The organism is Achromobacter sp. ACM02 (assembly GCF_014851605.1).
In the GTDB taxonomy this organism is placed as follows: domain Bacteria; phylum Pseudomonadota; class Gammaproteobacteria; order Burkholderiales; family Burkholderiaceae_B; genus Achromobacter; species Achromobacter aegrifaciens.
Map to the genome: position 1 here is coordinate 1,021,115 of NZ_JACUZY010000001.1, position 13,359 is coordinate 1,034,473.

Annotated in this window: 14 protein-coding genes; 11 read left to right on the top strand and 3 right to left on the bottom strand. The window is 68.9% G+C overall.

Features of this window, described 5'->3' with window-relative positions; translation table 11 throughout:
* The first annotated feature begins 120 nt into the window (after positions 1-120).
* A complete protein-coding gene (locus IB258_RS04685; RefSeq protein WP_192352210.1) occupies positions 121-1,062 on the top strand; it encodes a LysR substrate-binding domain-containing protein in 942 nt (313 codons plus the stop codon).
* Here the strand turns inward: IB258_RS04685 and IB258_RS04690 are convergent.
* Positions 1,034-1,717: a DUF2238 domain-containing protein gene (locus IB258_RS04690; protein ID WP_119448980.1), complete on the bottom strand. Its 684-nt coding sequence runs from the start codon at positions 1,715-1,717 to the stop codon at positions 1,034-1,036. The genes IB258_RS04685 and IB258_RS04690 overlap by 29 nt on opposite strands.
* Before the next feature lie 2 nt (positions 1,718-1,719).
* Complete coding sequence (arfB, locus tag IB258_RS04695; protein ID WP_054453829.1) at positions 1,720-2,136, bottom strand: alternative ribosome rescue aminoacyl-tRNA hydrolase ArfB; 417 nt, start codon at positions 2,134-2,136, stop codon at positions 1,720-1,722.
* 93 nt (positions 2,137-2,229) lie between these two features.
* On the opposite strand from arfB, the gene queE reads away from it, so the two are divergent.
* From queE to IB258_RS04730, 7 genes are all read left to right on the top strand, one after another.
* Positions 2,230-2,862, top strand: a complete 633-nt coding sequence (queE, locus tag IB258_RS04700; RefSeq protein WP_192352211.1) for a 7-carboxy-7-deazaguanine synthase — start codon at positions 2,230-2,232, stop codon at positions 2,860-2,862.
* Positions 2,863-2,890: 28 nt separating this feature from the next.
* Positions 2,891-3,334, top strand: a complete 444-nt coding sequence (gene queD, locus IB258_RS04705; RefSeq protein WP_013394146.1) for a 6-carboxytetrahydropterin synthase QueD — start codon at positions 2,891-2,893, stop codon at positions 3,332-3,334.
* A gap of 174 nt (positions 3,335-3,508) precedes the next feature.
* Positions 3,509-3,985 (top strand): MarR family winged helix-turn-helix transcriptional regulator, encoded by a 477-nt coding sequence (locus IB258_RS04710; protein WP_054453825.1) that lies wholly within the window; start codon positions 3,509-3,511, stop codon positions 3,983-3,985.
* The gene (locus IB258_RS04715; protein ID WP_054453823.1) at positions 3,982-6,033 is read left to right on the top strand and encodes an FUSC family protein; all 2,052 of its coding nucleotides are present in this window, start codon (positions 3,982-3,984) and stop codon (positions 6,031-6,033) included. The genes IB258_RS04710 and IB258_RS04715 overlap by 4 nt, the downstream gene beginning before the upstream one ends.
* On the top strand, positions 6,030-6,242 hold the full coding sequence (locus tag IB258_RS04720; RefSeq protein ID WP_013394149.1) for a DUF1656 domain-containing protein: 213 nt from the start codon (positions 6,030-6,032) through the stop codon (positions 6,240-6,242). The genes IB258_RS04715 and IB258_RS04720 overlap by 4 nt, the downstream gene beginning before the upstream one ends.
* A gap of 2 nt (positions 6,243-6,244) precedes the next feature.
* Complete coding sequence (locus IB258_RS04725; protein WP_192352212.1) at positions 6,245-7,159, top strand: HlyD family secretion protein; 915 nt, start codon at positions 6,245-6,247, stop codon at positions 7,157-7,159.
* 51 nt (positions 7,160-7,210) lie between these two features.
* Positions 7,211-8,632: an efflux transporter outer membrane subunit gene (locus IB258_RS04730; RefSeq protein WP_119448975.1), complete on the top strand. Its 1,422-nt coding sequence runs from the start codon at positions 7,211-7,213 to the stop codon at positions 8,630-8,632.
* Here IB258_RS04730 and ypfH read toward each other — a convergent pair whose 3' ends face one another.
* On the bottom strand, positions 8,633-9,337 hold the full coding sequence (gene ypfH, locus IB258_RS04735; RefSeq protein ID WP_054453817.1) for an esterase: 705 nt from the start codon (positions 9,335-9,337) through the stop codon (positions 8,633-8,635). It abuts the gene before it with no gap.
* A 185-nt stretch (positions 9,338-9,522) separates the two neighbouring features.
* Between ypfH and IB258_RS04740 the strand changes: the two genes are divergently transcribed.
* The 3 genes from IB258_RS04740 (at position 9,523) to IB258_RS04750 (ending at position 13,355) form a co-directional block, all read left to right on the top strand.
* Entirely contained in the window at positions 9,523-11,058 is a 1,536-nt protein-coding gene (locus tag IB258_RS04740; RefSeq protein WP_119448973.1) for an amino acid permease, read from the top strand.
* Between the two features lie 193 nt (positions 11,059-11,251).
* Positions 11,252-11,956, top strand: a complete 705-nt coding sequence (gene imuA, locus IB258_RS04745; RefSeq protein ID WP_054453813.1) for a translesion DNA synthesis-associated protein ImuA — start codon at positions 11,252-11,254, stop codon at positions 11,954-11,956.
* The gene (locus IB258_RS04750; RefSeq protein WP_175181048.1) at positions 11,886-13,355 is read left to right on the top strand and encodes a DNA polymerase Y family protein; all 1,470 of its coding nucleotides are present in this window, start codon (positions 11,886-11,888) and stop codon (positions 13,353-13,355) included. The genes imuA and IB258_RS04750 overlap by 71 nt, the downstream gene beginning before the upstream one ends.
* Positions 13,356-13,359 lie beyond the last annotated feature (4 nt).

Below are 13,359 nucleotides of genomic sequence, written 5' to 3' on the forward strand. Positions count from 1 at the left end.
GCTCCTGAAGTACGGGACTGCATGGTCTTGTCGTCGTGAAGCTTAGAGATCGCCCGCGCTGCGCATAAGGCTATTTCTTTGTTAAGGTGACAACTACAGGTTGTCGCTATCGAGAGGCACATGAAAGACCACCATCTCCGGGCCTGGCTGAAGGTCGCCGAGTTACGCAGCATCCGCGCCGCGGCGCGCAGCCTGCACTTGAGCCAGGCGGCGGTGACCAAGGCCATCAAGGAACTGGAAACGGAGCTCGAAGCGCCGCTGCTCACGCGCAGCCCCCAGGGCATCGAGGTCACCGAATGCGGCGAACACCTGACGGTGCGGGCGCAGCTTGCCCAGGCCCAGTTGTCCCTGGCGCGCCAGGACATCCGCCAACTGCTCAGCGGTGCGCAGGCGCGGGTGGCAGTGGGCGTGACGCCCATGGTGATGCTGAGCGTGCTGCCTGACGTGCTGAACGATTTCAGGCAGAGCATGCCCGCGGCCAAGCTCAAGGTTTCGGAAGGCCTGCTGGCCGCCGTCCTGCCGGCTTTGCGCAACGGCTCGCTGGATTTCGCGTTGGCGTCCGGCATGGCGGACAACCATGGCGGGCAGGAGTTCGATTTCGAGGAACTGCGGCCGCTGGAATTCATGGTCGCCTGCCGCCGCGGACATCCGCTGGCGGACGCCACGCGGTGGCAAGACATCGCGGGCTGCGAATGGCTGCTCAACACCTCGGGCGGCAGCCACACCGACGCCTTTCTGCAAGGCCTGCGCGCAAACGGCCTGCAGCCGCCCGAACGCGTCATCGACTGCGATACGTTCGGCGTGATGTGGAACCTGATGGTCCGCAGCGACGCGTTGATCGTCTGCCCGGCGGGCATGCTAGAGATCCCGCCTTACGGCGCCGAAGCCAGCCAGATCCGCACCGAAGCGCCCATGCCGGTCGCCAGCATAGGCATCATGACGCTGCGGGGAACGCCCCTGTCGCTGGCGGCGTCCACCATGGCGGACCTGTTCCGCCGACGCATCCAGCGGCTAGCCCAGGCGGGTGCCGTGGCTACACGCCAGGCTGGCGGCGCGGCTTGAGGCTGTCGGCCCAGTCGCGCGCCAGGTCGCGGCGGGCGCGGCGGTTGACCAGGGCGGTGATGGCCATCGCGATGACGGCGCCCCCGGCCGCCAGCGCCATGTCCTTCTGTGCGTCCCAGATATCGCCCTGCGTGCCCAGATAGGCCGCGCCCAGGTCGCCGCCCACGGTGGCGGCGGCGCCCCACTCCAGCAGTTCGTAGAGCGCCGAGGTCGACAGCGTGACGTCCATGGGCAGGAAATACGCCCAGAAGCCGCGCACCTCGACCACGCGCAGAAAGATCTCGCGGATGGGATACGCCAGCAGCAGGCCGTAGGAAAAATGCACCACGCGGTCGAAATTGTTGCGTTCCCAGCCGACCATGCTGTTAAAACTGTGTCCCGTCAGCGCCCGCCACCAGTCGTCGTAAGGCACGAGCGAATAGGTGTAGTGCGCGCCGACGGCATGCAGGCACAGGTAAAGAAAGATCAGCGTGTACGAGGTGCGCGAAAACACGAACCAGCGCCGCGTAAAGAGCAGCGCCGCGCCGAAGGCCAGCACCAGCGCGTTCTCCAGCGCCCAGTCGGCGCGGTCATGCGGCGCAATCGCCAGCGCCGTCCATATCACGGCGAACAGCGCGCCCAGCGTGTACAGGTAGCGCCGGCGCGCGTCGGCCATGGTCAGTCTCCCTGGACCCGGCCGCGCAGGCGCTTGACTTCGCCGTGCAGCACCTTGCGCTGCACACGGCGGCGCTGCGAGGCGCGGGTGGGCTTGGTCGGACGGCGCGGTTTGTCGGTGCGCGCCGCTGCGCGCACCATGGCGATCAGGCGTTCGATGGCTTCGGCGCGGTTCTTTTCCTGGCTGCGGAACGCCTGCGACTTGATGACGATGACCCCGTCCTTGGAGACGCGGTGGTCGCTCAGCGCGCAGAGCGCTTCCTTGATTTCTTCGGGCAGGCTGGAGGCGCGCACGTCGAAACGCAGGTGCACGGCGCTGGACACCTTGTTGACGTTCTGGCCGCCCGCGCCCTGGGCGCGGATCATGGTGAACGCCAGGTCGCGTTCATCCAGATAGATGGAATCTTGGACGTGAAACATAGCCCGCAAGTATAGATGCGCCGCGCAAAGTAAAATAATGCGCTTTTGCCTGATTTATCCGGGGTCCGGCCTTATCCGGCCGCCGGCACCACCATGACTTACTCCGCCAAAGAAATCTTCAAGACGCTGCAGGGCGAAGGCGCCCACGCAGGCCGCGCGGCGGTCTTCTGCCGCTTTGCCGGCTGCAACCTCTGGACCGGCCGCGAAAGCGACCGCGCCAGCGCCGCCTGCACCTTCTGCGACACCGACTTCATCGGCACCGACGGCGACGGCGGCGGCAAGTTCGCCACGCCCGAACTGCTGGCCGACGCCATCGCCGCGGCCTGGGGCCCGGGCGCCAATGACCGCTACGTGGTCTTCACTGGCGGCGAACCGCTGCTGCAGCTGGACGCGCCGCTCTTGACCGCGGTGCACGCGCGCGGCTTCACGGTGGCCATCGAAACCAACGGCACCATCAAGCCGCCCGCCGGCATCGACTGGATCTGCGTCAGCCCCAAGGGCACGGCGCCCGTGGTCCTGGAACGCGGCGACGAGCTCAAGCTGGTCTATCCGCAGGCCAATGCGCAGCCCGAAGCCTTCGCGCACCTGGACTTCGAGCACTTCTTCCTGCAACCCATGGACGGCCCCGCGCGCGTGGCCAATACCGAACAGGCCGTCCAGTACTGTATGCAGCATCCGCAATGGCGGCTCAGCCTGCAGACCCACAAATACATAGGCATTCCATGATTCACCCTAGCCCCCTGCGGAGCGCGCCATGATTTCCGTGACCCGCAGGCTGGAATTCGACGCCGGCCACCGCATTCCCGACCACCGCAGCCAGTGCCGCAACCTGCATGGCCACCGCTATGTGCTGGAAATCACCCTGACCGGCGACGTGGTGCAGGCGCCCGGCGAGTCCGACAACGGCATGCTGATGGATTTCTCCGAGATCAAGCACATCGCCAAGACCCACATCGTGGACGTCTGGGACCATGCTTTCCTGGTGTATGAGGGCGACGCCGCCGTGCGCGGCTTTTTGGACAGCCTGCCCGGCCACAAGACCGTGGTGCTGGACCGCATCCCCACGGCCGAAAACCTGGCCGCCATCGTCTTCCAGACCCTGGCGCCGCACTATCACGGCCACTATGGCGCCGAACTGCGCCTGACCCGCGTGCGCCTGTACGAAACGCCCAACTGCTGGGCGGACTGCAACGGCTGAACGCCGGGGCGCGGCCGCCGCTGCCGCGCCCGTCCTTGCCGCGACACGTCCCCCTGGCTGCCGGTTTTCCATAGACGGAAAACCCGCCCCCTATTTTCCCGATTGAGAAAATCCATGGAGATAATCGCCATTTTCAATTATTAGTAAGCTAATAGATAGGATACAATCTATTCCATGAACACGCCCACCGACTCCCAGCTCATGGCCACCACCTCCGCCCTGATGGTCCTGTCGCGCGCCTATCGCGGCGCCGCCGACAAGGCCCTGGCCGATTACGGCCTCTCCCAGGCCACCGCCTGGCCCGTGATCCTGGCCGGCCGCCTGGGAGACGGCGTACGCCAGGGCGCGCTGGCCGAGGCGCTGGGCGTGGAAGGCCCCTCGCTGGTGCGCGTGCTGGATCACCTGGTCGCCGCCGGCCTGATGGAACGCCGCGAAGACCCGCACGACCGCCGCGCCAGGACCCTGCACCTGACCGACGCCGGGCAGGCGCTGCGCGCCAAGGTCGAGGACGTCCTGGTCGACCTGCGCCGCCACCTGTTCCGGGACGTAAGCGAAGCCGACCTGCAAGCCTGCCTGCGGGTCTTCGACAGCCTGAAAGTCACCCTGGGCCGCGGCGGCGCCGGCACCCAGCCACAGGACGAACAAGCGTGAAACTCCCCAACGTCCGCGAAGCCATCTTCTCGCTCAAGAGCTACCTGAGCGCCATCATGGCGCTCTACCTGGCCTACAGCATGGGATTGCCGCGTCCGTTCTGGGCCATGACCACGGCCTATGTCGTGGCCCAACCCTGGTCGGGCGCGGTGCGCTCCAAGGCGCTGTACCGCCTGGCCGGCACCTTCTTCGGTTCGGCGGCCACCGTCTACCTGGTGCCGCGGCTGTCGAATTCCCCGGTGGTCATGACCGCCGCCATGGTGCTGTGGGTGGGCGCCTGCCTGTACCTGTCGGTGCTGGACCGCACCCCGCGTTCGTACCTCTTCATGCTGGCGGGCTATACCGCCGCGATGATCGGCTTTCCCAGCGTGACGGCCCCCGCCCAGGTGTTCGACACCGCGCTCGCCCGCGTCGAGGAAATCAGCCTGGGCATCGTCTGCGCCACGCTGATCCACAGCATCGTGCTGCCGCGCGGCCTGGCCCCTGCCCTGACGCTGATGCTGGACAAGGCCGTGCGCGACGCCCGCAACTGGATGCACGACACGCTCAGCGGCCAGGCCACCGAGCAGAAGGACCGCGACCGCCGCGTGCTGGCCAACGACATCACGCAATTGCGCCTGATGTCCACCCATGTGCCGTTCGACACCAGCAACCTGCGCTGGACCTCGGGCGCGGTGCGCGCCATGCAGGACCAGATCGCAGCACTGACGCCCACCGTGTCCGCCGTGGAAGACCGCATGCGCGCCCTGCAGGCCGGCGGCCAGCCGCTGCCGGAGCCCGTCACGGCCCTGCTCGCCGACATCTCCGAATGGATCAACGCCGGCGCGCAGGCCACCCACGAGACCGCGGTGCAGCTGCGCGCCGCCGCCACCCGCCTCACGCCCGAAATCGACAGCCGCTCCAGCTGGCGCGACGTGCTGCTGGCCAGCCTGATGACGCGGCTGCGCGAGCTGGTCGACACCTATGACGAATGCCTGGCGCTGCGCCGCGAGATCCGCGCGGGCCTGGCCGGCGCGCCGCTGCGCGCCCCGCGCTCCAAACCCGCGCCCAACGCCGCGCTGCACCGCGACCGCGGCATGGCGCTGCTGTCGGCCCTGGCCGCGGGCGTGGCCATTTCGGTCTGCTGCGCCTTCTGGATCGGCACCGCCTGGAGCAACGGCGCCACCGCCGCGCTCATGGCCGCCATCTTCAGCTGCTTCTTCGCGTCGCAGGACAATCCAGTGCCCGGCATCATGCAGTTCCTGACCTACACGGTGTATTCGATCCCGCTGTCGGCGCTGTACCTGCTGGGCATCATGCCCGCCATCCATTCGTTCGAGATGCTGGCCCTGGCCATGCTGCCCACGGCCTTCGTGCTGGGCATCTTCATTGCCCGGCCCGCCACCGCGGGCAAGGCCATGGCGATGCTGTTCGGGTTCCTGGGCACGATGGCGCTGCAGGATACCAACACCGCCGACATCGTGTCCTTCATCGACACGCAGGTCGCGCAGTGCATGGGCGTGGCCACCGCGGCCATCATCGCCGCCATCTTCCGCACCGTCAGCGCCGACTGGAGCGCGCGCCGCATCCAGGCCGCCAACTGGAAGGAACTGGAAACCCTGGCAAGCTCGCCGCGCGCGCCTTCGCGTCACACCTACGCGGCCCGCATGCTGGACCGCATCGGCCTCCTGCAGCCGCGCCTGGCGCTGGCCCAGCGTCCGGACGACCTGGTCGCCGCCGATGCGCTGAAGGATCTGCGCGTGGGCCGCGACATCACCGAACTGCAGCGCGCCCGGCGCCATCTGCCCATGGCCGAACCGGCCATCCAGCCGGTGCTGGACGGGCTGGCGAAGTTCTTCCACGCCCGCTCGGCCTGGCAGGTCGGCGAGAAAACGCCCGAATTCCTGGCGCAGATCGATCGCGCGTTGGCCAGTGTGACGGCCACGCCCCCGGGCGCCGCGGCCCGCGACCGGGCAGTCGTCGCGCTGGTGGGCCTGCGCCGCGCCTTCTTCCCCGACGCGCCCGACTACCAACCCGCCCATCCCACCCTGGAGGGCCAAGCATCATGATCGGCGAATTCAATCTTTATGGCGTCTATTTTCCCTGGCTGCTGGTGCTGGGCGTGGTGACCCTGGGCGTGGCCTGGGCGGTGCGCCGCGTGCTGGCCCGCGCCGGGCTGTACCGCCTGGTGTGGCACCCCGCGCTGTTCGACCTGGCGCTGTTCGTGGTGCTGCTGTACGGCGTATCCCTCATTTCCCCCTATTTACTCCAGAGATAAGCATGAAACTCCCTAATGCCCTGCGCCCCGCAGCCATCGGCAAGTTCGCGGTGACCGCCGTCGTCGTCGCCGCGGCCGCCTACGCCGGCTGGCAGCTCTGGGTGCACTATGAAGTCGAACCCTGGACCCGCGACGGCCGCGTCAAGGCCTACGTGGTGCAGGTCGCGCCGGATGTCTCCGGCCTGGTGACCAGCGTGCCGGTGCACGACAACCAGGACGTGAAGGCCGGCGACGTGCTGTTCGAAATCGACCGCGCGCGCTTCCAGCTGGCCTACGACCAGGCCCAGGCCTCGGTGCGTTCCGCGCAAGTGGCGCGCGACCAGGCGGTGCGAGACGCCAAGCGCAACCGCTCGCTGGGCCAACTGGTAGCCGCCGAGGCGCTGGAACAAAGCCAGACCAAGCTGCAGCAGACCGAAGCCGCGCTGGCCCAGGCCGAAGTGCAGCTCAACACCGCGCGCCTGAACCTGGAACGCAGCCGGGTGCTGGCGGTGAACGACGGCCGCATTACCAACCTGGACCTGCGCGCCGGCTCCTACGCCACCGCGGGCCGCGGCGTGATGGCGCTGGTGGATTCCGGCTCGTTCTACGTCGAAGGCTACTTCGAGGAAACCAAGCTGCCCGGCATCCATGAAGGTGATCCCGTCACCGTGACGCTGATGGGCGACTCGCACCATATCCGCGGCCACGTCGAAAGCATTGCCATGGGCATTGCCGACCGCGACCGCAGCACCGGCGCCAACCTGCTGCCCAACGTCAATCCCACGTTCAACTGGGTCCGCCTGGCGCAGCGCATCCCGGTGCGCGTGAAGATCGACGACGTGCCCGAAGGCGTGCGCCTGGTGGCCGGCCAGACCGCCACCGTATCGGTGGATTCCGGCCCTGCCCACTCGCAGGACGAGGCGCACCAGCCGTCCTGATCACCACTTTTTCAACCCCTTACCCCTAATCGACGCACAGCCGTAACCGCCATGAACACCAGATACCTCCTGCCTCTTACGCTGGCCCTTGCGCTGGCCGGATGCGCCGCCGTGGGCCCGGACTACCAGGTGCCCCCCGGATCGGTGGCCGAGCGGCAGAGCGCGCAGGCGCCCTTCACGCAGGCGCGCGAGGCGGCGTTCCGGCAGGATGCGGTGCCTGGCCACTGGTGGCGCCTGTACGACGACCCCGTGCTGGATGGCCTGGTGGAGAAGGCCCTGGCCGCCAACACCGACCTGCGCGTGGCCAGCGCCAACCTGGAACGGGCCCAGGCCGCCGTGCGTGAAGCGCAGGCGCAGCAGCAGCCGTCCATCGGTGTCAATGCCTCGCCCACTTTCGGCCACGTGTCCGGCCTGCAGGAACTGCAGCCCGGCATCGATCCGCCCAACCGCTGGTCCTATTCCATGGGCGCCAGCGTGTCGTACCAGCTGGACCTGTTCGGCCAGATCCGCCGCGCCGTGGAAGCGGCCAGCGGCGACGAGCAGGCCGCGCAGGCCGCCTATGACGCCACCCGCGTCACCGTCGCCGCCGAGACCGCCCGGGCCTACGCCAATATGTGCGCGGCCGGCATGCAGCTGGCCTCCGCCCAGCATTCGGTGCAGGTGCAGAAGCAATCGCTGGACGCGGTGGACCGGCTGCAACGCGCCGGCCGCGGCACCACGCTGGACGTGACCCGCGCCCGCAGCCAGCTTGAACAGCTGCAAGCCAACCTGCCGCCATTCCAGGCCCAACAGCGCACCGCGCTGTACCGCCTGGCGGCGCTGACCGGCCAGACGCCGGGCCAGATCCCGCCCGCGCTGCTGCAATGCGCCCAGGCCCCGCGCCTGACCGAGACCATCCCCGTGGGCGACGGCGCCGAACTGCTGCGCCGCCGTCCGGACATCCGCCAGGCCGAACGCACGCTGGCCGCGGCCACCGCGCGCATCGGCGTGGCTACCGCGGACCTGTATCCGAAGATCTCTCTGGGCTTGTCGGCGGCCTCGGGCGGTCCGGCCGCCATGTTCGGCGACCGCGGCACCTTCAGCTGGAGCGTCGGTCCGCTGATCTCCTGGACCATCCCCAACACTGGCGCCGCGCAGGCCCGCATCGCCGAGGCCCAGGCCAGCACCAAGGCCGCGGCGGCGCGCTTCGACGCCACCGTGCTGAACGCCCTGCGGGAAACGGAAAGCGCGCTGGTGGTCTACGCGCGTCAGCTGGACCGCGACGCCGCCCTGCGCGCCGCGCGCGACCAGAGCGCCGAGGCCGCCTCGCAGGCCAGCCGCCTGTTCCAGTACGGCAAGACCGACTACCTGACCGTGCTGGACGCCGAGCGCACGCTGGCCAGCAATGAAAGCGCGCTGGCCGCCTCGCAGGCCGACCTCAGCAGCGACCAGATCGCGCTGTTCCTGGCGCTGGGCGGCGGCTGGGAAAAATGATCAATGCACCGGGGTGCCGTCGGGCGGCGTCTGGTTAAGACCCAGCGCGGCCTCCCAGCTGCGCAGCGGCACGCAGGTCTTCAAGCGCACGATGGCGCGCTCGATCAGCGCCGGATGCAACGCGTGCCCCACCTGGGTGGCGATGTCGATGGTCGAGTCGCCGTGCAGCTCGGTCAGGCGCGCCTGGGCGGCCTGGATGAGCTCCACGTTCATGATCGGATCGGCGGCGCCGTGCAGCAGGTGCAACGTGGTGAACTGCGGCGCGATCTTGGGCATCTGGGCATAGCGGCCCGAGAACGCGATGACGCGACCGGCGATGCCGTCGTGAGCCTGCACCAGTTCCAGCGCCATGATCGCGCCCTGCGAAAAGCCCGCCAGCGCCGTGTCCGACTGCAGCAGGCCGAAACGGGCCTGCGCCTCGCGCACATAGGTCTCCAGGGGCGGCAAGGCCTGCGCCACGCGTTCCGGGCGGTTTTCCTCGGTCACGCCGCGTACCGAGAACCACTGCCGGCCGTCGCCGCCGCCGTCGTAGGGCTCGAACCCCTGGGGCGCCAGCACCGCCGCGCTCGGGAACGCCGCGCGCACGGCTTTTGCCAGCGGCTCCATGTCGTCGGGGCTGCCGCCCACGCCGTGCAGCAGGATGAACAGCTGGCGCACGTCGACGCCGGCGTTGGGAAGAAATTCGATAGAAGTGGAAGACGCCATGAAACTGCTCCGTGCTGGCTGGGGCCGCCGAACGGCCCCGGAATAGCCGCATTGTAAAATGCGCGCCTTGAAGCAACCTTTGCCGCACCGCCACGGACCGGCTGGCTTGCGCGGCATTGCCTGGCGGGCAGGCCCGCGCGCCCGTGCCTGATGGTCCGCCGCTGCGGCAACTTCCTACCCCAGTAATGCAAACTCCGACGACAGAATCCGGCGCCACGCCTGCCGGCCAGAACCAGCTGCATCGCGTGCTCAAGGCGCGCCACCTCACGATGATAGCGTTGGGCGGAGCCATCGGCACCGGCCTGTTCGTGGCTTCCGGCGCCGCCATCGCCCAGGCCGGCCCGGGCGGCGCGCTGCTGGTCTACCTGGCCATCGGCCTGATGGTCTACTTCATCATGACCAGCCTGGGCGAACTGGCCACCTTCATGCCGGTATCGGGTTCCTTCTGCACCTATGCCTCGCGCTACGTGGACGGCGGCTTCGGTTTCGCGCTGGGCTGGAACTTCTGGATCAGCTGGGCCACGGTGGTGGCGGTGGACGTGGTGGCCGCGCAGCTGGTCATGGCCTACTGGTTCCCCGATACGCCCGGCTGGATATGGAGCGTGGCCTTCCTGGCCCTGACCTTCGGCCTGAACGCCTTTTCGGCGCGCAGCTTCGGCGAAGCCGAATACTGGTTCGCCATCATCAAGGTCGTGGCCGTGCTGTGCTTCATCGGCGTCGGGCTGGCGATGCTGGTGGGCATCATCCACAGCGGCACGCCCGTGGGACTGGCCAACTGGTCGGTCGGCGACGCGCCCTTCGTGGGCAATGTGGCCACCTGGGTCGGCGTGGCGATGGTGGTGGCCTATTCGTTCCAGGGCACCGAACTGGTGGCCGTGGCCGCCGGCGAATCCGAAAATCCCCGCCGCAACGTGCCGCGCGCGATCAACCATGTGTTCTGGCGCATCCTGCTGTTCTACGTGCTGGCCATCCTGATCATCGGCCTGCTGCTGCCCTATACCGACCCGCAACTGCTGCGCAACGAAGTGGAAGACATCGCGGTCAGCCCCTTCACGCTGGTGTTCCAGCACGCCGGGCTGCTGTCGGCGGCCACCGTGATGAACGCCGTGATCCTGACCTCGGTGCTGTCGGCCGGCAATTCCGGCATGTACGCGGCGACGCGGATGCTGTTCAACATGGCGGTGGAAGGCCAGGCGCCCGCCCTGTTCCGGCGCGTGACGCGCAGCGGCGTGCCGCTGTATGCGCTGATGGCCACCGCGCTGCTGGCCTGCCTGTGCCTGTTCAGCCTGGTGTACAGCCCCAAGGCCGTCTACATCTGGCTGCTGAACTTCGCCGGCATGACCGAATTCATCGTCTGGCTGAGCATCGCCGTCAGCCATTACCGCTTCCGCCAGGGCTATGTGAAGCATGGCTACGACACCGCCGACCTGCCCTACAAGGCCGGCTTGTTCCCCTTCGGTCCGCTACTGGCCTTCGTCCTGTGCCTGGTGGTCACGCTGGGCCAGAACTACCAGGCCTTCCTGCAAGACCGCATCGACTGGATCGGCGTGATCTCCACCTACCTGGCGATCCCGCTGTTCCTGGCCTTGTGGATCGGCCACCGGCTGGTGCGCAAGTCGCACTGGATCCGGTACGAGGATATGCGGTTTTATGGGTTGGACCTGGATCGCGCGGCGGGTGTGGCGGCCTCGGCAGCTACTAGTGAGAACGCCCGCGCTTAGTTGCGATCCGCCTGCCTGAAGCAACTAAAATCGTATCCAACACGGCCCACCCCTCTGCATCGAAAGGTGTACGGGTGGGTTTTCTTTTAGTTCGCGGCATGCTCCGCCCCCTTTAAATACTGTACATATATACAGTTATAATGGCTCATCGGCCACTTCCACCGGGTTCCTATCTCCCGGCAACCGATTTGCCATGCAGTCCCCAGAACGTATCCATCCCGCGTTGTGGCGCGCCACCCAGTTGGCTCAAGGCGCCGCCCGCACCCTGCCCACCGGGCATGCCGCGCTTTCGGCCGAGCTGCCGGACGGCGGCTGGCCGCTGGGTTCCCTGAACGAATTGCTGGTCCCGCACCCCGGCATCGGTGAAATCCGCCTGCTGCGTCCGGCGCTGGCCCAACTGGAAACGCGCCGCGCCATTGCGCTGGTGCAGCCGCCGCACGCGCCCCACATCGCCAGCTGGATGAGCTGGCGGCTGGATCCCCGTCAATTGCTCTGGGTGGCGCCGGAAAAACCCGTGGACGCGCTCTGGGCCGCCGAACAGATCCTGAAGAACGGCAGCTGCGGCGCCCTGATCTGCTGGCTGCCCCATGTGCGCCCCGAATCCCTGCGCCGCCTGCACCTGGCCGCCCAGGCCAGCGACCTGCTGTTCATCGCGGTGCGCCCCAGCAGCGCGGCGCAGAACGCCACGCCCGCGCCCTTGCGGCTGGCGCTGGCGCCGGCCGCGGGCGGCCTGTCCGTCCATATCCTGAAGCGCCGCGGACCCGCCTGCGACACGCCGCTGTACGTGGGCCTGGATACCGGCGCCACCATTCCTGTTTCTCCCCGCCATGCGCCTCTGGATCGCCGCCTTCCTGCGCTGCCTGCCGCTGGACGCACTGCGCCCGCACTGGCCGCTTGAGGGGCAGGCGTTCGCGGTCCTGGAACAGGAACGCGTCGCCGCCCTGACGCCCGCCGCCCGCCGCGCCGGCGTCAAGCCGGGCATGCGCCGCGCGGGCGCGGCCGCCATCGCTCCCGAGGTCGAGCTGCTGCCCCGCGATGCCCAGGCCGAGTCCGAAGCCTTGCAGGGCGCGGCGCTGGCGCTGCTGCAATACACGCCCGAAATCGCCCTGGCCGACGGCGACACGCTGCTCCTGAACGTGAGCGCCAGCCTGATGCTCTTCCGCGGCCCCAAGGCGCTGCACCGGCGGGTCGCCGCCACCTTGCGCGCCCTGGACCTGCACGTGTCGCTAGGCATGGCGCCGACCGCCGCCGGCGCCTGGCTGCTGGCGCGCAGCCCCGGCCGGCGCGCGCCCCGCCGTACCCTCACGCTGCCCACGCTGACCCGGCGGCTGGACGCCCTGCCGCTAGCCCTGCTGCCGCAGGCGCAGGCCCGCCGCGACTGGCTCGACGACATCGGCTGCCATACCCTGGCGGACCTGCGCGCCCTGCCGCGCGCGGGGCTGCAGCGGCGCAGCGCCCCCGAACTGCTGCAGGCCCTGGACGCCGCCTACGGCCTGGCGCCCGAGCTCCACCGCTGGGTCGAACCGCCACACCAGTTCTCGCGCCGCATCGAACTCACCGACTACGTCGAGCACACCGACGCGGTGCTGGCGGTGGCGCGCCGCCTGGCCGAACAGCTGGGCGGCTGGCTCAGCGCCCGGCAACTGGCGGTACGTCGCGTGGTGCTCAGCATGGAACACGAACGCGGCCGCCACGCCCGGCCGCCCACCGAACTGGAACTGGCCCTGGCCCAGCCGGTCTGGCAGGCGCCGCAGATCCTCCACCTGCTGCGGGAAAAGCTGGCGCGCTTCACGCTGGAAGCGCCCGTGATCGCCGTGGCGCTGCTGGCGCCCGACACGGTCGAGCAGCCCGCCGCCAGCACCACCCTGTTCCCCGAGCCCGGCGGCACGCCTGCCGACCATGCCCGGCTGCTGGACCTGCTGGTGGCGCGGCTGGGCCGCGACCAGGTGCGCCACGCCCACCCGGTACCCGACCACCGCCCCGAGGCCGCCAACGCCTGGGGCGACGCGCTGTCGCCGCCCCAACGCCCCGCGCCCCTGCCCGCCCTGCTGGACCGCCCCTTCTGGCTGCTGGACCCGCCGCTGCCCTTGAAGCTGTCCGGCCACCGGCCGCAATACGGCGGCCAGGCGCTGCGCCTGATGCGCGGCCCCGAACGCATCGAAAGCGGCTGGTGGGATCCGGCCTTGACCGTGCGCGACTACTTCGTCGCCGAGGACGCCGCCGCCGCGCGCTACTGGATCTACCGCGAGCGCGACGACGAGCACGCCCGCTGGTTCCTGCATGGGCTCTACGCCTGAAACG